Source organism: Streptomyces sp. NPDC051555, assembly GCF_044454405.1.
Taxonomy (GTDB): domain Bacteria; phylum Actinomycetota; class Actinomycetes; order Streptomycetales; family Streptomycetaceae; genus Streptomyces.
Genome location: NZ_JBITDP010000002.1, coordinates 722,384 through 745,011, shown reverse-complemented (window position 1 = coordinate 745,011; position 22,628 = coordinate 722,384). Strand labels below are relative to the sequence as shown.

General features: G+C 73.1%; 2 protein-coding genes. Both read left to right on the top strand.

The window, feature by feature from the left end; translation table 11 throughout:
- Positions 1–20 precede the first annotated feature (20 nt).
- Positions 21–16,790, top strand: a complete 16,770-nt coding sequence (locus tag ACIBEA_RS07395; protein WP_399259058.1) for a type I polyketide synthase — start codon at positions 21–23, stop codon at positions 16,788–16,790.
- Positions 16,787–22,573 (top strand): SDR family NAD(P)-dependent oxidoreductase, encoded by a 5,787-nt coding sequence (locus tag ACIBEA_RS07390; protein WP_399258846.1) that lies wholly within the window; start codon positions 16,787–16,789, stop codon positions 22,571–22,573. Before ACIBEA_RS07395 ends, ACIBEA_RS07390 begins: the two co-directional genes overlap by 4 nt.
- The last annotated feature ends 55 nt before the right edge of the window (positions 22,574–22,628 follow it).

The following is a 22,628-nucleotide window of genomic DNA, read 5'->3' as shown; positions in this document are numbered from 1 at the left end:
CGTGAAGACTTTCTGAACCCCTGGAGTGGTACGGCGTGACGAACAGCAGCGAGGACAAGCTTCGGTATTTCCTGAAGCGAGTGACCGGTGAGCTCCACGAGGCACGACAGCGCCTCCAGGAAGTGCAGTCGGGAGAGCACGAGCCGATCGCGATCATCGGCATGGGCTGCCGGTACGCCGGAGGAGTGACCTCCCCCGAGGAGCTGTGGGACCTCGTGGCGTCGGGTGGCGACGCCTTCACCCAGTTCCCCACCGACCGGGGCTGGGACACCGAGGGCCTGTACGACCCGGAGCTGTCGAGGCCGGGTACCTCGTACGTCCGCGAGGGCGGATTCCTGCATGACGTCGGCGAGTTCGACCCGGCGTTCTTCGGGATCTCGCCCCGCGAGGCACTGGCGCTCGACCCGCAGCAGCGGCTCCTGCTGGAGACGTCCTGGGAGGCGATCGAGAGGGCGGGCATCGACCCGTCGTCGCTGAAGGGCAGCCGTACCGGTGTGTTCGCCGGCACCAACGGGCAGGACTACGCGGCCCTGCTGCGCCGGGCGCCCAAGCAGTCCGAGGGCTACCTGGCCACCGGTATCGCGGCCAGCGTGGTCTCGGGTCGGCTCTCCTACACCCTCGGCCTCCAGGGGCCCGCGGTCAGCGTGGACACGGCCTGCTCGTCGTCCCTGGTGACCCTGCACCTGGCGGCGCAGGCGCTGCGGAACGGTGAGTGCACGCTCGCCCTCGCGGGTGGCGTGACGGTGATGTCCACGCCGGAGATCTTCGTCGAGTTCAGCCGGCAGGGCGCACTGTCCCGCACCGGCCGGTGCCGGCCGTTCGCGGACGGCGCCGACGGGACGGCATGGGGCGAGGGGTCGGGCGTACTGCTGCTGGAGCGGCTGTCGGACGCGCGCCGCAACGGCCACCCGGTCCTCGCGGTGGTCCGTGGTTCGGCCGTCAACCAGGACGGTGCGAGCAACGGCCTCACGGCGCCCAACGGCCCCTCCCAGCAGCGTGTCATCCGCGCCGCACTGGCGAGCGCCGGACTGACCACCGCCGAGGTCGACGCGGTGGAGGCGCACGGCACGGGCACGTCGCTCGGCGACCCGATCGAGGCCGACGCGCTGCTCGCCACTTACGGACAGGGCAGGCCCGAGGACCGGCCGCTGCTGATCGGCTCCTTGAAGGCGAACATCGGCCACACCGCGGCGGCCGCGGGCGTGGCGGGCGTGATCAAGATGGTGCAGGCGATGCACCACGCCACACTCCCGAAGTCGCTCTACGTGGACGAGCCGTCGTCCGAGGTCGACTGGTCCGCGGGTGCGGTCGAGGTCCTCGCCGAGGCGCGGGAGTGGCCGGCGGTCGAGGGACGTCCGCGTCGTGCGGGCGTGTCGTCGTTCGGCGTGAGCGGTACGAACGCCCACGTCATCATCGAGCAGCCGGTGGAGCAGCCGGCCGAACAGCCGGCGGAGCGCCCGGCCCCGCAGAGCAGCCCCTCGGTGACGCCGTGGGTGGTCTCCGGCCGCGGGGTCGACGGATTACGTGCGCAGGCCGCGCGCCTGGTGTCCCGGGTCGAGGGTGACGCGGACTTGTCGCCGGTGGATGTGGGCTGGTCGCTGGCTTCGGGGCGGGCGGAGTTCGAGAACCGCGCCGTGGTGACGGGCGGTTCGTCCGATGAGCTGATGGCCGCGCTGAACGGTCTGGCCCGAGGGGAAGCCGTCCCGGGGCTCGTCGAGGGCCCGGAGGGCGGCGTCTCCACTGGTGGTCCTGCCGTGTTGTTCTCGGGTCAGGGTTCGCAGCGGGTCGGTATGGGGCGGGAGTTGTACGAGCGTTTCCCGGTGTTCGCGGGGGCGTTCGACGAGGTGTGTGCCGTGCTGGACCGGGAGTTGTCCGGGCATGTGGTGGGTGGGGTGCGTGAGGTCGTCTTCGGTGAGGGCGGTGCTGAGGGTGCGCTCGACGAGACGGTGTTCACCCAGGCGGGTCTGTTCGCTGTGGAGTGGTCGCTGTTCCGGCTGATCGAGTCGTGGGGTGTGCGGCCCGAGTTCGTGGGCGGTCACTCGATCGGTGAGCTGGTCGCGGCGTGTGTGGCGGGGGTGTGGTCGTTGGAGGATGCGGCGCGGTTGGTGGCTGCGCGTGGGCGTCTGATGCAGGCGTTGCCTGCGGGTGGCGCGATGGTGGCGGTGCAGGCTTCGGAGGCGGAGGTTGCGGAGCTGCTGGTCGATTGCGCGGATCGCGTGTCGATCGCCGCGGTGAACGGTCCTTCGGCGGTGGTGCTGTCCGGTGACGAGGATGCCGTGCTGGAGGTGGCGGCGGTCCTCAAGGCCCGGGGTGGTAAGACGAAGCGGCTGGTGGTCTCGCACGCGTTCCATTCGCCGCGGATGGACGCGATGTTGGAGGAGTTCCACGAGGTCGCGAAGGGTTTGACGTATGGCGCGCCGGTGATTCCGGTGGTGTCGAACGTGACGGGTGCGGTGGCGTCGGCGGAGGAGTTGTGTGCGCCGGAGTACTGGGTTCGGCACGTGCGCGGCGCGGTTCGTTTCGCGGACGGTGTCGAGGCCCTCGCGGGCCAAGGCGTGTCCGTGTTCGTGGAGTTGGGTCCTGATGGTGTGTTGAGCGCGATGGGTGCGCAGTGCGTGTCGGACGGTGTGTTCGTTCCGGTGCTGCGTGCGGGTCGCGGTGAGGAGCGTTCGTTCGTTGCCGGTGTGGCGCGTGCGTGGACGCACGGCGTCGCGGTCGACTGGACGCGGGCGTTCGAGGGGACGGGTGCGTCTCGGGTGGACCTGCCGACGTACGCCTTCCAACGCCAGCGCTACTGGCTGGAACCCTCCGGTGACCTCGCGGGCGCCGGCTCCGTGGCCGGCCTCGGACTCGGGTCGGCGGAGCACCCCCTGCTGGGCGCCGCCGTGGAGCTGGCCGGCGCCGACGGACTGCTGCTGACGGGACAGCTGTCGCTGCGGACCCACCCCTGGCTGGCGGACCACGCGGTCGCGGGCACGGTGCTGTTCCCGGGCACCGGCTTCGTGGAGCTGGCCGTACGGGCCGGTGACCAGGTCGGATGCGACACCGTCGAGGAGCTGACCCTCCAGACGCCGCTCGTCCTGGCCGAGGGCCGCGTCGTACAGCTCCAGATCATGGTGGGCGAGCCCGACGAAGCGGGGCGCCGCACGCTGACCGTCCACTCTCGTGACGAGGAGACGTCGGCGGCCGGAGAGTGGACCTGCCACGCCATGGGTGTGCTGGCGGCCGGCGGTGTGCAGCCGGCTGCCGACCTCGTGGAGTGGCCGCCGGCAGGCGCCGAGGACGTGCCCGTCGACGACATGTACGAGCGTTTCGAGGCCGACGGCTACGGCTACGGCCCGGCGTTCCAGGGCGTGCGCGCGGCATGGCGGCGCGGCGACGAGGTCTTCGTCGAGGTGGCGCTCGACGCGGAGCACCAGGAAGCGGCCGGTCGCTTCGGCATGCACCCGGCACTGCTGGACTCGGCGCTGCACGGAGTGCAGCTGGGCAGCTTCTTCGCCGACGGACGCGCACGGCTGCCGTTCGAGTGGCGCGGTGTGTCGCTGCGGGCGGCGGGTGCGTCGATGCTGCGGGTCCGCCTGGCACCGGCCGGTACGGACACCGTCTCGGTGACGGTGGCCGATGGTACGGGGCAACCGGTCGCGACGGTGGAGTCGTTGGTCTGCATGCCCGTGGACCGCGAACAGCTGGCAGCGGCCGCGGGCAAGCTGCCCGAGCACGACGCGCTGTTCCGCATCGATTGGACCACGGCGGCCACCGGGACCCCGGCGCCCCATGACGCCACCCGTGCCCCCGGCATCGCTCGGATCGGCACCTCCGTGGAGGTCCAGGGCGCAGCCGCGTACCCGGACCTGGCAGCCCTCGGCGAGGCGGTGACGGCCGGCGCCGAGCTGCCGGACGTCGTCGTGGTAGCGGTTCAGGATCCCGCGGACCCGCCGCAGCAGACCGACGGGCCGGCGACGCCGTCGGCCGCGCACGCGGCGAGCCATCGCGCGCTGGCGCTGGTCCAGGCGTGGCTGGGGGACGAGCGGTTCACCGGTGCCCGGCTGGTGGTGCTGACGCGGGGCGCGGTGGCGGCCGGCTCCGACGGCGACGTGACGGACCTGACGGCGGCCCCCGTCTGGGGACTGCTGCGATCGGCGCAGACCGAGAACCCCGGCGCGTTCGTGCTGATGGACTCGGACGGCACACCCGAGTCCCGAGAGGTGCTGGCGACGGCACTCGCCTGGGCGGCGACCCACGACGAACCGCAGCTGGCACTGCGGGCCGGCGAGGTGCGGGTCCCGCGCGTGGCACGCCTGGCGCACGGCGACGGAATGCTGGTTCCGCCGGCGGGTGCGTCGGCGTGGAGCCTGGAGATCCCCCAGAAGGGATCCTTCGCCAACCTCGAACTGCTGGAGAGCCCGGCGGCCGAGCAGCCGCTCGAAGCCGGCCAGGTGCGGGTGCAGATCCGCGCGGCCGGCATGAACTTCCGGGACGTGGTGCTGGCCCTGGGCGTCGTTCCCGACCAGCAGGTCATGGGCAACGAGGGCGCCGGCGTCGTCACCGAAGTCGGTTCCGGCGTGACCGATCTGGCGCCCGGCGACCAGGTCATGGGCGTCTTCTCCGGCTCGTTCGGCCCCTTCGCCGTCACCGACCGGCGGATGCTGGCGCCGATGCCCAACGGCTGGTCGTACGTGCGGGCCGCCTCCGTGCCGGTCGTCTTCCTGACCGCCTACTACGGCCTGCGCGACCTCGCCGGAGTGCAGCCCGGGGAATCCGTGCTCGTGCACAACGCCGCGGGCGGCGTCGGCATGGCCGCCGTACAGCTCGCCCGGCACTGGGGAGCCGAGGTCTTCGGCACGGCCAGCGAGGGCAAGTGGCACGCCCTGCGCGGCTCCGGGCTGGACGATGCGCACATCGCCTCCTCCCGCACGCTGGACTTCGAGGACACGTTCCGCGACGCCACCGGTGCCCGGGGCATGGACGTGGTGCTCGACGCGCTCGCCGGTGAGTTCGTGGACGCGTCGCTGCGGCTGCTGCCGCGCGGCGGGCGGTTCCTGGAGATGGGCAAGACCGACAAGCGCGACCCCGCCGAGGTCGCCGCGGCGCACCCGGGCGTCGCCTACCAGGCGTTCGACCTCAATGAGGCCGGCCTGGACCGCACCCAGGAGATCCTGCTGGAGCTCCTGGACCTCTTCGAGCAAGGGGTGATCACACCCCTGCCCGTCGCCACGTGGGACATCCGACGGGCCCCCGACGCCTTCCGCTACGTGAGCCAGGCCCGCCACATCGGCAAGGTCGTGCTGACCGTACCGGCCCCGCTGGCCGGCGCCGGGAACGGCACCGCCCTCGTGAGCGGAGCGACCGGAACGCTCGGCAGGCTCGTCGCCCGTCACCTCGTGGAACGACACGACGTGCGGGAACTGCTGCTCGTCAGCCGCCGCGGGCCGGAAGCCGACGGCGCGGCGGAACTGGTCGCGGAGCTCGCCGGGCTCGGCGCCCGGGCGCGCGTGGTGGCCTGCGACGTCGCCGACCGAACGGCGCTGCAGGGGCTCCTCGCCGGCATCCCGGCCGAACACCCCCTGACCACGGTCGTCCACACGGCCGGCGTGCTCGACGACGGAATGATCCACGCGCTCACCCCCGAGCGGATCGACGGAGTGCTGAACCCGAAGGTCGACGCCGCGTGGAACCTCCACGAACTGACGCGTGACCTGGACCTGTCGGCCTTCGTCCTCTACTCCTCCGTCTCCGGTGTCCTCGGCAATGCCGGACAGGGCGGCTACGCGGCGGCGAACGTCTTCCTCGACGCCCTGGCGGCGGTCCGTCGCACCGAGGGCCTGCCGGCCACGTCGCTGGCATGGGGCCTGTGGGAGCAGAGCAGCACGATGACCGGCGAGCTGGGCGAAGCGGATCGCACCCGCATCGCACGCTCCGGACTGACCGCGCTCTCGTCCGACGAGGGCCTGGCGCTCTTCGACGCCGCCGTCGCGACCGCCGAGCCGCTCCTGCTGCCGGTGGGGCTCGACCCCGCCGCACTGCGGACCTCCGGCACGCCCGTACCCGCGCTGCTGCGCGGCCTCGTCCGGGGCCCCGTACAGCGCGCCCGGGCCACGGCGTCCACCGGCACCTCGGCCGCGCCCACCGGGCTGGCCCGGCAGCTGGCCGGCCGGTCCGAAGCCGAACAGCTCGTGGAACTCTCGGAGTTCGTGCGCGGCCACGTCGCGGTGGTCCTCGGCCACGGATCAGCGGCAGCGGTCGAGGAGAGACGCGCCTTCAAGGAGCTCGGCTTCGACTCCCTGACCTCGGTGGAACTGCGCAACCGGTTGAACGCGGCGACCGGGCTGAGGCTGCCCGCCACGCTCGTCTTCGACCACCCCACGCCGGCCGCGCTCGCGCGACACCTGCGCGAGGAACTGCTCGGCGCCCGGTCCGGGGCCGACGCCACAGCGGTCCTGCCGTACGCGTCCGCCGCGCGGGCGGACGACCCGATCGCCATCGTCAGCATGAGCTGCCGCTTCCCGGGCGACGTCGCGTCCCCGGAGGCGCTGTGGGACCTGCTGGCCGCGGGCGGCGACGGCATCACCGACTTCCCGACCGACCGCGGCTGGGACCTGGACGCGCTGTACGACGCCGACCCCGATCGTCCCGGCAAGTCGTACGTCCGCAGCGGCGGCTTCCTGCACACCGCCGCCGACTTCGACGCGGGCTTCTTCGGGATCTCGCCGCGCGAGGCCCTCGCCATGGACCCGCAGCAGCGGCTGCTCCTGGAGACCTCGTGGGAGGCCTTCGAGCGGGCGGGCATCGACCCCGCCGCCGTGCGCGGATCCCGGGCGGGCGTGTTCACCGGAGCCGCGGCACAGGGCTACGCCTTCGGCATGGAGCAGTCCGGCGAAGGCAGCGAGGGGTACTACCTGACCGGCAGCACCACCTCGGCGATCTCGGGTCGTGTCGCCTACACGCTGGGTCTTGAGGGCCCCGCGGTGACGGTGGACACGGCATGCTCGTCGTCGCTGGTCGCGCTGCACCTGGCGGTGCAGTCGCTGCGCAACGGTGAGTGCACGCTAGCCCTCGCGGGCGGCGTGAACGTACTGGCCACCTCGATGGTCTTCGTGGAGTTCAGCCGCCAGCGCGGACTCGCGCCGGACGGCCGCTGCAAGTCGTTCTCGGACGGCGCGGACGGTACGGGCTGGGCCGAGGGCGCCGGCGTGCTCCTGTTGGAGCGGCTGTCGGACGCGCAGCGCAACGGCCACCCCGTCTTGGCGGTGGTGCGTGGTTCCGCGGTGAATCAGGACGGTGCGAGCAACGGTCTGACGGCGCCGAACGGCCCTTCGCAGCAGCGCGTCATCCGTGCGGCCCTGGCCGATGCCCGGGTCTCCGCGGCGGACGTGGACGCGGTGGAGGCGCACGGCACCGGTACGACGCTGGGCGACCCGATCGAGGCGCAGGCACTGATCGCGACGTACGGCCAGGACCGTCCGGCCGAACGGCCTCTGTACCTCGGGTCGTTGAAGTCGAACATCGGGCACGCGCAGGCCGCGGCCGGTGTGGGTGGCGTGATCAAGATGGTGCAGGCGATGCGCCACGGGCTGCTGCCGGAGTCGCTGCATGTGGGTGAGCGGTCGTCGAAGGTGGATTGGTCGGCGGGTGCGGTCGAGCTGCTGACGGAGGCGCGCGAGTGGGTGCCGGGTGCTGTTGACCGGGTCCGTCGTGCGGGTGTGTCGTCGTTCGGTGTGAGCGGTACGAACGCCCACGTGATCCTTGAGCAGGCTCCTGAGGTTGAGGTTGCCGAACCGGTGGCGCCGGTGGCGCCGGTGGCGCCGATGGCGGTGCCGTGGGTGGTGTCCGGCCGTGGTGTCGAGGCGCTGCGCGGCCAGGCGGCGCGCTTGTCGGCGCTCGTCGAGTCCGGCGGTGCGGGTCTGTCGCCGGTGGACGTGGGTTGGTCGTTGGCCGCCGGGCGGGCGGAGTTCGAGAACCGTGCCGTGGTGATCGGTGGTGCGCTGGGTGAACTTGCCTCTGGTGTGGGTGCGTTGAGGGATGGTCTGCCGGCTTCGGGTCTGGTGGAGGGTGTGGTTTCGGGCTCTGGTGGCCGGGTGGTGTTCGTGTTCCCGGGTCAGGGTTCGCAGTGGGCTGGGATGGCGGTGGATCTGTTGGATTCTTCGCCGGTGTTCGCCGGTCGGTTGGCCGAGTGTGGTCGGGCGTTGGCGGAGTTCGTGGACTGGGATCTGCTCGATGTCGTGCGCCAGGTTGAGGGCGCGCCGTCGCTTGGGCGGGTGGATGTGGTCCAGCCGGTTTCGTGGGCGGTGATGGTCTCGCTCGCGGAGTTGTGGCAGTCCTTCGGTGTGAAGCCGTCTGCGGTGGTGGGTCATTCGCAGGGTGAGATCGCCGCGGCTTGTGTCGCGGGTGGGTTGTCGTTGCAGGATGGTGCTCGTGTGGTGGCCCTGCGGTCGCAGGCCATCGCGGGAAGCCTGGCCGGGTTCGGCGGGATGATGTCGGTGGCGTTGCCGCTGGCGGAGGTCGAGTCCCGTCTGGTGCGTTGGGCGGGTCGGCTTGAGGTCGCGGCCCTGAACGGCCCCACCTCCACCGTCGTCGCCGGTGAGCCGGAAGCGTTGGACGAGCTCCTCGCCGAGTGCGAAGCGGAAGGCGTGCGGGCCCGCCGGGTTGCAGTGGACTACGCCTCGCACACCTCCCACGTGGAGCGGATCGAGGGTGAGCTCGCGGAGGTGTTGGCGCAGGTGCGGCCCATGGCTGCGCGGGTGCCGTTCTTCTCCACGGTGAACGGTGACTGGCTGGACACGACGACGCTCGATGCCGGGTATTGGTATCGGAACCTGCGTCAGACGGTCCGTTTCCAGGGTGCGATCGAGGACCTGGTCGCGCAGGGGCACGGCACCTTCATCGAGGTCAGCGCGCACCCCGTGCTGACGATGAGCGTCCAGGACCAGGCCGAATCCGCCATCGTGGCGGGCACGCTGCGCCGTAACGAGGGTGGCCTGGACCGGTTCTACGCCTCGCTCGCCGAGGTGTGGGTCCAGGGCGTGGACGTGGACTGGGCCGGTGTGTTCGAGGGGACGGGTGCGTCGCGCGTCGAGTTGCCGACGTATGCGTTCCAGCGGCGCCGGTACTGGCTCGACGCCGGTGGCGCCGGGGACGCCGGGCTGTCGGGCCTGGGTCTGGGCCTGGCGGTGGCGGGCCATCCGCTGCTCGACGCGGCGGTGGAGCTGCCGGATTCCGCGGGTGTGGTGTTCACGGGGCGGTTGTCGCTGCGCACGCACCCGTGGTTGGCGGACCACGCGGTCGCGGGCACGGTGCTGCTGCCGGGAACCGGCTTCGTGGAACTCGCGGTCCGCGTGGGCGACGAGGTCGGCTGCGACGTGGTCGAGGAGCTCACGCTCCAGGCCCCGCTGGTGCTGCCCGAGAAGGGTGGCGTCCAACTGCGCATGACCGTCGCCGAGTCGGACGAGCAGGGTCGGCGTACGTTCAGCGTGTACTCGCGAGTGGCCGATGCGTACACCGACACGGAGTGGACCTGCCATGCGACGGGTGCGCTGACGACCGGTGCCGCCCAGCCCGTGGCCGATCTGGCGGTCTGGCCGCCGGAGGGTGCCGTGGCGCTGGACACCGACGGCATGTACGAGGACTTCGAGGCCGACGGCTACGGCTACGGGCCGATGTTCCAGAACGTACGGGCGGCCTGGCGCCGCGGCGACGAGGTGTTCGCCGAAGCGGTGCTGCCCGAGGACGCGCAGGAGGACGCCGCCCAGTTCGGGCTGCACCCGGCGCTGCTGGACGCGGCGTTGCACGGTCTGCGGCTGAGCGGGATCTTCTCCGACAGCCGGCCGAGGCTGCCCTTCGCGTGGCGCGGTGTGTCCCTGTACACGAGCGGCGCGGCGGCCCTGCGGGTGCGCCTCGCGCCCGCCGATGCCGACGATTCGGTGTCGGTGACGGTCGCCGACAGCACCGGGCAGCCCGTCGCGGCGGTCGAGTCCCTCGTCCTGCGGCCCATGGACCCCGACCAGATCGCGAACGCGGCCCGTAGCGGGACGGACGAAGCGCTGTTCCGGGTCGACTGGGCACAGGCACCGCAGGTGACCACGCACGAAGCCGCCTTGGCGGCCCGGCGCGGACCGTGGGCGGTGATCGGGGCTCCGGGTACGGAGACCGGACTCGGAGTTCCCGGGGCCGAGGTGCACGCCGATCTCGCGGCGCTGAGCGCGGCCGTCGAGAACGGTGCTGCGGTCCCCGACGTCGTGCTCGTCCCCTTCCTCTCACGGACCGGCGAGACCGGCGGGACCGGCGGGACGGACGGGACCGGCGGGACCGCTCGGGCCGCCCACGAGGCCGTGCACCGCGCCCTGGCGCTGGCGCAGGCGTGGCTCGCGGACGAGCGGTTCGAGGAGGCCGGATCGCGCCTGGTGCTGGTGACGCGCGGTGCGGTGGCGGCCGGCCCCGAGGAGACGGTGACCGATCTGGGCGCGGCTCCGGTCTGGGGGCTGTTGCGCTCGGCGCAGACGGAGAACCCCGGTCGGTTCGTGCTCGTCGACACCGATGGAGCCACCGGGCTGCCGGATGGGCTGCTGTCCTCCGACGCGCCGCAGCTGGCCGTGCGCGACGGTGTCGTGCGCGTGCCGAAGCTGCTGCGGGCGACCCCGCCCGCACCGCAGGAGGCGCGGGAATGGGACCCGGCCGGCACGGTGCTGCTGACCGGTGCCACCGGGACGCTCGGCGGCGTGGTGGCCCGGCACCTGGTGGTGGAGCACGGAGTGCGGCACCTGCTGCTGGTGAGTCGCAGTGGGGGAGACGCCCCCGGTGCGGCGGAGTCGGTGGCGGAGCTGGAGGCGCTGGGCGCGCGGGTGTCGGTGGCCGCGTGCGACGTGGCCGATCGGGACGCGCTGGCCGGGGCACTGGCGGGAGTCGCGGCCGAGCACCCGCTGACCGCGGTCGTGCACGCCGCGGGCGTGCTGGACGACGGGCTGATCACGGGCCTGGACGTCGAGAGCGTGGAGCGGGTGCTGCGTCCGAAGGTGGACGCGGCGTGGAACCTGCACGAGCTGACCCGTGACCTCGACCTGTCGGCGTTCGTGCTGTTCTCCTCGGCCTCGGGCGTGCTGGGCAGCGCGGGCCAGGGCGGATACGCCGCGGCGAACGTGTTCCTGGACGCGCTGGCGACCGTACGGCGTGCCGAGGGCCTGCCGGCCACCTCGCTGGCATGGGGGCTGTGGCAGCAGAGCAGCGGGATGACCGGTGAGATGGGCCGGGCGGATCTGGCGCGCGTGGCGCGTTCGGGCCTGGTGGCCTTGTCCTCGCAGGACGGTCTGGCGCTCTTCGACGCCGCTCTCGCGGCGGACGAGGCGCTCCTGCTGCCGGTGCGCTTCGACCAGGCGGCGCTGCGCGAGCTGGGCGCCGAGGTGCCGGGCGTACTGCGCGGGCTGGTCCGCGGGCCGGTGCGCCGGGCACGAGCGGCGGAGCAGGGCGGGGCCGCGAAGGAGCTGGTCCAGCGGCTGTCCGGGATGCTCGAAGGCGACCGGACGCGTGCGCTGTCGGAGTTCGTGCGCGGACTGATCGCGACCGTTCTCGGGCACGGTTCGGCGGACGCGATCGAGGACGGGCGGGCCTTCAAGGAGCTCGGTTTCGACTCGTTGACGGCAGTGGAACTGCGCAACCGGCTCAATGCGGCGACCGGGCTGCGGCTCCCCGCCACGCTCGTCTTCGACCACCCGTCACCCGGTGCTCTCGTCACCCACCTGAACGCCGAACTCTTCGGTGCGGGACACTTCTCGACCGCATCGGCGGGCGTGCTCGTGCCGTCCTCGGCGAGCGACCTCGACGACCCGATCGTGATCGTGGGAATGGGCTGCCGCTATCCCGGCGGCGTCGACTCTCCCGAGGCGCTGTGGGACCTGGTCGACGGTGGCGTGGACGCGATCTCGGAGTTCCCGACGGACCGGGCATGGGACTCGGACCTCTACGACCCGGACCCGGAGCGGCAGGGCAAGACGTACACCCGGGAAGGCGGCTTCCTGCACGCGGCAGCGGAGTTCGACCCGCAGTTCTTCGGGATGTCGCCGCGCGAGGCACTGGCCACCGACCCCCAGCAGCGACTGCTCCTGGAGATCGCGTGGGAGGCGATCGAACGCGCGGGCGTGGACCCGAAGTCGCTGCGCGGCAGCCGGACCGGTGTCTTCGCCGGCGTGATGTACAACGACTACGGTTCGCGGCTGCGGACCGTGCCGGAAGGGTTCGAGGGCTTCCTCGGCAACGGCAGTGCGGGCAGCGTGGCTTCCGGCCGCCTCTCGTACACCTTCGGCCTGGAGGGCCCGGCCGTCACGGTCGACACCGCGTGCTCGTCGTCCCTGGTCTCCCTGCACCTGGCCGCCCAGGCGCTGCGCGCCGGTGAGTGCACGCTCGCCCTGGCCGGCGGCGTGACGTTGATGTCCACGCCGATGACGTTCGTCGAGTTCAGTCGGCAGCGGGCGCTGTCCCCGGACGGCCGCTGCAAGTCCTTCTCGGACGGTGCGGACGGCACCGGATGGGCCGAGGGCGCGGGCATGTTGCTGCTGGAGCGGCTGTCGGATGCCCGGCGCAACGGGCACCCGGTGCTGGCGGTGGTGCGTGGTTCCGCGGTGAACCAGGACGGTGCGAGCAATGGTCTGACGGCGCCGAACGGTCCTTCGCAGCAGCGGGTGATCCGGGCTGCGTTGGCGAGTGCGGGTGTGTCCGCGGCCGATGTGGACGTGGTGGAGGCGCACGGTACGGGTACGACGTTGGGTGACCCGATCGAGGCGCAGGCGCTGCTGGCCACCTACGGCCAGGACCGTCCGGCCGAACGCCCGCTGTGGCTCGGCTCGTTGAAGTCGAACATCGGGCACGCGCAGGCCGCCGCGGGTGTGGCCGGCGTGATCAAGATGGTGCAGGCGATGCACCACGGCGTACTGCCGGAAACGCTCTACGCGGATGAGCCGTCGTCGAAGGTGGACTGGTCGGCGGGCGCGGTCGAGCTGCTGAGCAAGCCGCGGCAGTGGGCGCAGGACGAGGGGCGTCCCCGTCGTGCGGGTGTGTCGTCGTTCGGCGTGAGCGGTACCAACGCGCACGTGATCCTCGAACAGCCCGCGGAGCAGCCCGTGGAGTCCCCCCGGGCGCCCGCGGCGGGTCCGGCCGACCAGGCCGACCAGGCCGATCAGGCCGAAGGGGCGGCGACTTCCGCCCGTCCGGTGACCGTGCCGTGGATCGTGTCGGGCCGGAGTGCGCAGGCCCTGCGGGGTCAGGCGGCGCGGCTGGGGTCGCTCGTGCGGGGCGACGCGGAGCTGTCGCCGGTGGACGTCGGCTGGTCGCTCGCCACCAGCAGGTCGGTGTTCGAGCACCGCGCGGTCGTCGTCGGCAGCGGGGACGACCTGGACATGGGCCTCGCGGCCCTCGCCCGCGGGGAGTCGGTTTCCGGCCTCGTGGAGGGCGCGGCTTCCGGGTCCGGTGGCCGGGTGGTGTTCGTGTTCCCGGGTCAGGGTTCGCAGTGGGCGGGCATGGCGGTGGATCTGATGGATTCCGCTCCGGTCTTTGCCGTGCGGATGGCCGAGTGCGGCCGGGCCCTGGCCGAGTTCGTGGACTGGGACCTGGAGGCCGTTGTCCGTGCGGCGCCTGGCGCCCCGTCACTTGAGCGGGTGGACGTGGTCCAGCCGGTCTCGTGGGCGGTGATGGTTTCACTGGCCGCGCTGTGGCAGTCGTTCGCCGTGGAGCCGGCTGCCGTGGTGGGACACTCGCAGGGCGAGATCGCCGCCGCCTGCGTCGCGGGCGGGCTGTCCTTGCAGGACGGTGCTCGGGTGGTGGCATTGCGGTCGCAAGCCATTGCCGGGAGTTTGGCCGGGCACGGAGGGATGGCATCGGTGCAGTTGTCTGTTGAGCAAGCGACCGAGCGCATAGCCGGGTGGGACGGCCGACTTTCGATCGCCACCGTCAACGGCCCCACCTCTGTCGTGGTGGCCGGTGACCCGGCCGCGCTGGACGAGTTGACGGATTCCTGCGCGGCGGACGGGATCAGGGTCCGACGGATCCCCGTCGACTACGCCTCGCACACCTTCCACGTGGAGCGGATCGAGGACGAACTCGCCCAGGTGCTGGCGGCCGTACGGCCGAAGGCCTCGCGGGTGCCGTTCTTCTCGACCGTGAAGGGGGAATGGCTGGACACCACCGGCCTCGACGCCGGGTACTGGTACCAGAACCTGCGGGAGACGGTCCGGTTCCGGAGCGCGATCGAGACGCTGGCCGAGCAGGGGCACGGCACCTTCGTCGAGGTGAGTTCCCACCCCGTCCTCACCGTCAGCGTGCAGGAGACGCTGGAGGTCTCCGGGCAGAGCCCGACGGCTCCTCCCGTGGTCTGCGGCACGCTCCGGCGCGAGGACGGCGGCCTGGACAGGTTCCTGACGTCCCTGGCGGAGGTCTGGGTCCAGGGCGCCGACGTCGACTGGGAGCAGGCGTTCGCCGGTTCCGGGGCGCGCCGGGTGGACCTGCCGACGTACGCCTTCCAGCGGCGCCGGTACTGGCTGGAGGCACCGGCCGCGGAGGCGGCCGGCGGTGCGGGCGCGGCGGCGGACACGGCCGCCGGCCGGCTGGACGCCCAGTTCTGGGAGGCGGTCGAGAACGGGGACCTGCGGTCGCTGTCCACGACCCTCGCGGTCGAGGACGAGGACCAGCAGTCGTCGCTCGGCAGCCTGCTCCCCGCGCTCTCCTCGTGGCGCCGGCAGGGACGTACCCGCACGACGCTCGACAGTTGGCGCTACCGCGTCACCTGGAAGCAGGTGCCGGAGAACCCGGCGGCGGCCGCGACGTCCGCGACCGGCACGTGGCTGCTCGTCGTCCCCTCCGGGGACGCCGATTCGCCGTGGGCCGCAGCGGCCGCCCAGGCGCTGACCGACGGCGGCGCGTCCGTCGTCACGCTCCTCTGGGACCCGACGGTAGGGGACCGGTCGCGGCTGGCCGAGCGCGTACGGGAGACCCTGGCCGGGCACGGCGGGGCCGACGGGATCAGCGGCGTGCTGTCGCTGCTCGCGCTCGACGAGGACCCGCACCCGGCGCACCCGGCGGTTCCGTCGGGCCTGGCCGGCACCCTGCACCTCGTGCAGGCACTCGGCGACACGGAGCCGGCGGCGCCCCTGTGGCTGGCGACGCGGAGCGCGGTGTCCACGGGGCGTGCGGACGGCGCCGCCGTCAGCGCGGCGCAGGCCCAGACCTGGGGGCTGGGCCGGGTCGTCGGTCTGGAACACCCGCAGCGTTGGGGTGGCTTGATCGACCTTCCCGAGAACCCCGACCCGCGTGTCCTGGCGCGACTTTCCGGCGTGTTGAGCGGCGCGGCGGGTCCTGAGGACCAGCTCGCACTCCGTACGGCGGGCCTCTTCGCACGGCGGCTCGTGCACGCACCGCTCGGTGACGTGCCGGCCGCGCGTGGGTGGAAGCCGCGGGGCACGACCTTGATCACTGGCGGAACCGGTGCGCTGGGCGGGCAGGTCGCCCGCTGGCTGGCGCGGGGCGGAGCGGAACACCTCGTCCTGACCAGCCGTCACGGCATGGCGGCCACGGGCGCCGAGGAGCTTTCGCGGGAGCTGACGGAGGCGGGCGCCCGGGTGACGATCGCCGCGTGCGACGTCGCGGACCGCGGCGCGCTGGCGGCGTTGTTGGAGCGACTGCGGGCCGACGGATCCCCCGTCCGGTCGGTGGTGCACACCGCGGGCGTGGCGCCGAGCGCGACGCTCGACGCGACCGACCTCTCGACGCTCTCCGACGCCGCCTCGGGCAAGGTGACCGGCGCCGACAACCTGGACGAGCTGCTGGAAGGCGAGGAGCTGGACGCCTTCGTCCTCTTCTCCTCGAACGCGGGTGTGTGGGGCGCCGGCGGGCAGGGCGCTTACGCCGCCGCCAACGCCCACCTCGACGCACTGGCCGAGCGGCGCCGCTCCCGCGGCCTGCCCGCGACGTCCGTCGCGTGGGGTGCCTGGCGCGGAGCGGGAATGCTGGTCGACAACGGGGCGGAGGAGCACATGGCCCGCCTCGGGGTGCTCGCGATGGACCCGGACCTGGCGATCGCGGCGCTGCAACAGGCCCTGGACCACGACGAGACCTGCGCCGTGGTGGCGGACGTGGACTGGTCGCGCTTCGCGCCCGGATTCACCGCGGCCCGGCCGCGGCCGCTGCTCGACGACCTGCCGGAGGCCCAGCGGGCGCTCCAGCAGTCCGACGCGGCCGGCTCGACCGGCGCGCAGGACGGACCCGACGGGGGGTCGGCGCAATCGCCCGCCGACCGGTTCGCGACGATGAGCGGGCCCGAGCTCGAACGCACGCTGCTCGACCTGGTGCGCTCGGCCGCCGCTGCCGTACTGCGCTACGAGGGACCCGACGCGGTGGGCGAGGACAGGGCGTTCAAGGAGCTCGGATTCGACTCGCTGACCGCCGTCGAACTCCGCAACAGGCTGCAGAACGCCACCGGGCTGCGGCTTCCCACGGCGCTGGTCTTCGACCACCCGACGCCGCTGGGCCTCGCCGCCCACCTGCGGGCCCAGCTCGCGGGGACCGCGGCCGGCGCGCCCGGGTCGGCGATCGCCGAGCTCGACAAGCTGGAAGCGGCGCTCTTCTCCATCCCCTCGGAGGACGAGGACCTGCGGTCCACGCTCTCCGCCCGCCTGCACGTCCTCCTGTCGAGGCTCGACGGATCGACGGCGGGACTCCCCGACACAGCGCAAGGCGGGCCCGCGGAGAGCCGGCTCGACGCGGTCACGGACAACGAACTATTCGACTTCATCAACCAGGAGTTCGGTAAGTCATGACGGAGAACGAGGACAAGCTCCGGGAGTACCTCAAGTGGGTCACCACCGACCTGCAGAAGACGAGGGCGCGACTGCAGGAGCAGGAGGGGCGCGAGCAGGAGCCCATCGCGATCGTCTCGGTGAGCTGCCGGTTCCCCGGAGGCGCGAACTCACCCGAGCGGCTGTGGGAGTTGCTCGCCCAGGGCACCGACGCCGCCGGCGCCCTCCCGGGTGACCGGGGCTGGGACATCGAGGCGCTGTACGACCCCGACGGGTCGTCGGGCCGGACGGGCACCACGTACGTGAACGAAGGCAGCTTCGTCCGCGACGCTGCCGAGTTCGATGCGGGCTTCTTCGCGATCGCGCCCCGCGAGGCGCTGGCGATGGACCCGCAGCAGCGGCTGTTCCTCGAAGCCTCGTGGGAGCTGATCGAGCGCGCCGGGATCGACCCGACGTCGCTGAAGGGCAGCCAGACGGGCGTCTTCGTGGGCGGCACGCCCTCCCACTACGGCCCGGGCGCCGGAGCGGTGACCGAAGACGTCGCCGGCTACGTGGTCACCGGCGGTTCCGGCGCGGTGCTCTCGGGTCGCCTCTCCTACTTCCTCGGCCTCGAAGGCCCCGCGGTGACCGTGGACACGGCCTGCTCGTCCTCCCTGGTCGCCCTGCACGAGGCGGTGCACTCGCTGCGCCGCCGGGAGTGCTCCCTGGCCGTGGCCGGTGGCGTCTCCGTGATGTCCACCCCGGTCGCCTTCGTGGAGTTCGCCCGCCAGCGCGGCCTGGCGGCGGACGGGCGCTCGAAGGCGTTCGCCGACTCGGCCGACGGCATGGGCTGGGGCGAGGGCGCGGGCGTACTGCTGCTGGAGCGGCTCTCCGACGCGCGCCGCAACGGGCACCCGGTGCTCGCCGTGGTGCGCGGCTCGGCCGTCAACCAGGACGGCGCCAGCAACGGCCTCACGGCGCCGAACGGTCCCGCCCAACAGCGGGTGATCCGGGCGGCACTCGCCAACGCACGGGCCTCGGCCTCGGACGTGGACGTCGTCGAGGCACACGGCACGGGCACCTCGCTGGGCGACCCGATCGAAGCCGATGCGCTGCTCGCCACCTACGGACAGGTCCGTCCGGCCGACCGGCCCCTGTGGCTGGGCTCGATGAAGTCGAACATCGGCCACACACAGGCAGCCGCCGGTGTGGCCGGCGTGATCAAAATGGTGCTGGCGATGCGGCACGGCGTACTGCCGCAGACGCTCCACGCGGCCGAGCGGTCGACGAAGGTGGACTGGTCGGCGGGCGCGGTCGAGCTACTGACCGAGCAGCGCGCGTGGCCGAAGACCGAAGGACGCCCGCGGCTCGCCGGTGTCTCCTCCTTCGGCGTGAGCGGTACGAACGCGCACGTGATCCTGGAAGAGGCCCCGGCGTACGAGGCCCCGGCCGAGCCGGCCGGGGCGCCGGACCAGGACCGCGCGTCCGGTGCCGCGCCCGCGGCCCGGCCCGTCGCCCTGCCCGCGCTCCCGTGGGTGGTGTCGGGCCGCGGCGCCGCCGCGCTGCGCGAGCAGGCGGCGCGCCTGCTGGACCGGGTGCGCGACGGCGCGGAGCCGTCCCCCCTGGACGTCGGCTGGTCGCTGGCGTCCGGGCGGGCGGCCCTGGAGAACCGCGCCGTGGTCATCGGGGGCTCGCGCGACGACCTCGTCGCGGGGCTGGGCGCGCTGGCCGAGGGCGGACCGACGGCCCCGGGCGTGGTGGCCGGTCCGGCCACCTCCGGCCCCGGCCGCCGGGTCGCGTTCGTCTTCCCCGGGCAGGGCTCGCAGTGGGTCGGCATGGCCCGCGAACTGTGGGAGTCCTCGCCGGCCTTCGCCGCGCAGATGGACGAGTGCGAGCGGCTCCTGGGCGGGCTGGTCGACTGGTCGCTGCGCGAAGTACTCCAAGATGAAGCGGAGTTGGCGCGCGTCGACGTCGTACAGCCCGCACTGTTCTCGATGATGGTGTCGCTGGCGGCGATGTGGCGCGCGGCCGGTGTGCGGCCCTCCGCCGTCGTGGGCCACTCGCAGGGCGAGGTCGCCGCCGCGTACGTGGCCGGCGTGCTGTCCCTGGAGGACGCGCTCCGCGTCGTCGCCCTGCGCAGCCGCGCTCTGCTGGCCATCGCCGGACGCGGCGGGATGCTGTCGATCGTGGCGTCCGAGGAGTGGGTGCGCGAGCAGATGGAGCCCTTCGGCGACGCGATCTCCATCGCCGCCGTGAACGGCCCGAAGGCCGTGGTGATCTCCGGCGACGCCGACGCGCTGACCCGCTTCCAGGCCGTCCTGGCCAAGGCCGGCGTCATGCGCTGGATCGTCCCCGGCGTGGACTTCTCCGCACACTCGGCCCATGTAGAGGTACTGGAGCAGGAGTTGGCGGAGCTGCTGCGCGGCGTCGAGCTGCGCGCCTCCGAGGTGCCCTACTACTCGGCCGTGACGGCCGGGGTCCTCGACACGGTGAAGCTGGACGCCGGGTACTGGTACCGCAACCTGCGCGAGCCGGTCCGCTTCGAGGAGAGCGTGCGCGCGCTGGCGGACGACGGACACCACGTGTTCGTCGAGATCAGCCCGCACCCCGTCCTGACGATGGGCGTCCTGGAGACGCTGGAGAGCCGCGAGCAGGCCGCGTCCGCCGTCGTGACCAGCACGCTGCGCCGCGACGACGGCGGCCTGGACCGCTTCCTCACCTCGCTGGCCGAGGTGTGGGTCCAAGGCGTGGACGTGGACTGGGCCGCCCTGTTCGAGGGGACGGGCGCCGCGCGCGTCGAGCTGCCGACGTACGCGTTCCAGCGGCGCCGCTACTGGCTGGATGCCGGTGGCGTCGCGGAGGGCGGGCTGTCCGGTCTGGGCCTGGCGGTGGCGGGTCATCCGCTGCTCGGGGCGGCGGTCGAGCTGCCCGAGTCCGCGGGCATGGTGTTCACGGGTCTGCTCTCGCTGCGCACGCACCCGTGGTTGGCGGACCACGCGGTCGCGGGCACGGTGCTGCTGCCGGGGACCGGCTTCGTCGAGCTCGCGCTCCGTGCGGGGGACGAGGTCGGCTGCGACCTGGTCGAGGAGCTCACGCTCCAGGCCCCGCTGGTGCTGCCCGAGAAGGGCGGCCTCCAACTGCGCGTGAGCGTCGCCGGCGCGGACGACTCCGGCCGGCGCGGGGTGAGCGTCCATTCGAAGCCGCAGGACACCGAGTACGACGAGGCGTGGACCTGCCACGCCACCGGCGTGCTGGCTGTCGCCGCGGACGGGGCGCCCGCTACCGGGGCGTCCGCCCAGGACCTCGCGGTGTGGCCGCCCACCGGGGCGACCCCGGTCGAGTGCGCCGACGTGTACGAGAAGTTCGCCGAGCTCGGTTACCACTACGGCCCCCTCTTCCAGGGGCTGCGGGCGGCCTGGCGGCGCGGCGACGAGACCTTCGCCGAGATCGCGGTGCCCGAGGAGTGGCAGGCCGAGGCGCAACGCTTCGGCATCCACCCGGCCCTGCTCGACGCCGCGCTGCACGCCGCGGGACTGACCGCGGTGACCGCGCACGCCGAAGGCACCGCCCCCGCACCGCAGGCGCGGCTGCCCTTCGCCTGGCGCGGCGTATCGCTGCACGCGGCCGGGGCCACGGCCCTGCGGGTGGCCATGAAGCCCACGCCGGGCACGGACGCCCTGTCCCTGACCCTGACGGACGACACCGGCCGCCCGGTCGCCTCGGTGGAGTCGCTGGTCATGCGACCGGTGGACACCGAGCGGCTCGGGAACGCCGGCGACCCGGGACGGCTCCACGACGCGCTCTTCCGCATCGAGTGGGAGAACCGCCCGGTCCCGCACGAGCGGGCCGGCTCGGGCACCGTCCCGTGGGCCATCGTGGGCGGCGACGCGCTCGGCGCGGCCTCCGCGCTCGGCGACAGCCGTACGGACGTGAAGCCCTTCGAGGACCTCGACTCGCTCAGCGGTGCGTTCGCCGCCGGCGACGCGCTCCCGCCCGTCGTGCTCGTCGACTGCTCCACCGACACCGACACCGACACCGACACCGGCCGGACCGGCGACGACACGGCCGCGGCCGTCCGCGCCGAGCTGCGCAGGGCGCTCGCACTGACCCGGGCATGGCTGTCCGACGAGCGGTTCGCGGCGGCCGGATCGCGCCTGGTACTGGTGACGCGCGGTGCGGTGGCGACCGGACCGGACGGAGAGCTGACGGACCTGGCGGCAGCCCCGGTGTGGGGCCTGCTGCGTTCGGCGCAGACCGAGAACCCGGGCCGCTTCGTCCTGGTGGACACCGACGGCGCGCAGGCCTCGTGGGACGCCCTGCCGGGCGCGCTCGCCTGGTCGGCCGCCCAGAACGAGCCGCAGCTCGCCCTGCGGGCGGGCGACGTGCGCGTCCCGCGGCTGGCCCGCGTGAGTGCGCCCGGCACGGGCACGGTGGACGGCGCGCCCGCCTTCGGGACCGGCACCGTCCTCGTGACCGGTGCGACCGGAACCCTGGGCGGTGTGGTGTCCCGGCACCTGGTGGTCGAGCACGGTGTGCGGCACCTGCTGCTGGTGAGCCGCAGCGGGGCGGGCGCCCCGGGCGCCACCGAACTGGTGGCGGAGCTGGAAGCGCTGGGCGCGCGGGTGTCGGTGGCCGCGTGCGACGCGGCCGACCGGGACGCCCTGGCCGGTGTACTGGCGGGAGTTCCGGCCGAGCACCCGCTGACCGCGGTCGTGCACGCCGCGGGCACCCTCGACGACGGCGTCGTCTCCTCCCTCACGCCGGAGCGCCTCGACACGGTGCTGCGTCCCAAGCTCGACGCGGCGATCCACCTGGACGAGCTGACCCGCGACCTGGACCTCTCGGCGTTCGTGCTCTTCTCCTCCGCCTCCGCCACCTTCGGCAGTCTCGGACAGGCCAACTACGCCGCCGCCAACGCCTTCCTCGACGCGCTGGCCCAGCAGCGGCGCGCGCAGGGCCGTCCGGCCCTGGCCCTCGGCTGGGGGTTCTGGGCCCAGACCACCGGTCTGACCGAGAGCCTCACCGAAACCGACATCCGCCGGCTGTCGCGCGGCGGCATGACCGCGCTGGCGACCGACCGGGCGTTGGAACTCCTCGACGCCGCCCAGCAGTCGGGCGAGATCGCGCTCCTGCCGATCCAGTTCGACCGCGCCGCGCTCAACCGCCCGACGAACCCGGACGCCGTTCCGCCGGTCATGCGCGGCCTGGTGCGCCTCCCCGCGCGGCGCACCGCCGCGGCGGGCACGGGGGCGGCCACGACGGCGGCGCCGGAGGGGGAGGCCGAGCTGAAGCAGCGGCTGACCGCTCTCGACGAGCCCGGCCGCAGGCACACGCTCCTGTCGCTCGTGCGCAAGGACGCGGCGGCCATCCTCGGCCACCCCACCACGTCCACCGTCGAACCGGACCGCGGATTCATGGAGCTCGGCTTCGACTCGCTCATGGCCGTCGAATTCCGCAACCGCCTGAACGCGGCCACCGGGCTGCGACTGCCCGTCACCCTCATCTTCGACTACCCCACCCCCGCCGCGCTCGCGACGTACCTCCGTACGGAGATCGAGCTCGACGAGGAGGGCAGCGGGAACGCGGGCCGGGCGGCGGCCTCCATCGCCGCGGAACTGGACCGGATGGAGGGCATGCTCGAAGCCCTCGCCGGGGACGAGATCAAGCGGCTGGACGTCATGGTGCGGATGAAGTCCTTCCTCGCCAGGCTCGGCGACGCCGCCGGCGCGAGGTCGGACCACGACACCCACGCGGACAGCGACATCGAATCGGCTTCGGACGACGAATTGTTCAGCGCCCTCGAGAACGAGCTGGGGAAATCCTGAAACGAGGCATGCAGGACCTGGCCGATTTTCCTTTCGCGTCTTCTTTTCGCGACAT

What these genes read in the sequence shown, in the direction of transcription:
- ACIBEA_RS07390 (WP_399258846.1), top strand. Translation starts at nt 16,787, where the DNA reads ATGACGGAGAACGAGGACAAGCTCCGGGAGTACCTCAAGTGGGTCACC.